1 pseudogene is annotated in these 449 nt (G+C 67.5%); it reads right to left on the bottom strand.

The annotated features are described in order from the left end of the window. Positions 1 to 449, bottom strand: a pseudogene (locus tag D7X55_RS46415) (ATP-dependent DNA ligase); the annotation flags it as partial.

Below are 449 nucleotides of genomic sequence, written 5' to 3'. Positions count from 1 at the left end.
TCACCCAGGGCACCGACGACGTCGGCAAGCCGTGCACGCCGTTCCCGCAACGGCAACTCACGCAGGTCCGCGCCATCGTGTTCCAGCAGGTCATAGGCGAGCACGCGCACCGGCGTGTTGCGCAGGGTAGCCGCACCGGGCTTGCGGCGCTGGATGCGGGTCTGCAGCGCGGTGAATGCACGCGGCAGGTCCGTGGCTTCGTCCCAGGCCAGCAGCTCTCCGTCCAGCACGCAGCCATCGGGAAGCGCCATCGCCGCCTGTTCGATTTCGGGGAAGCGACCATCCAGCCGCTCTTCGCCGCGTGACCACAATGCGACCTCGCCGCGCCGGCGCAGCAGCTGCAGGCGGATGCCATCCCACTTCCATTCCAGCAGCCAATCTTCGATGGAGCCGAGGCGTTCGGCAGGATCGCCTTCCAGTGGTGAGGCGAGAAAGAACGGGTAGGGTTG

It is taken from the genome of Corallococcus sp. AB049A, from assembly GCF_003668885.1.
GTDB classification, from domain to species: domain Bacteria; phylum Myxococcota; class Myxococcia; order Myxococcales; family Myxococcaceae; genus Corallococcus; species Corallococcus interemptor.
The sequence above is the reverse complement of the archived record's forward strand: the minus strand, read 5'-3'. Positions and strand labels throughout refer to the sequence as shown.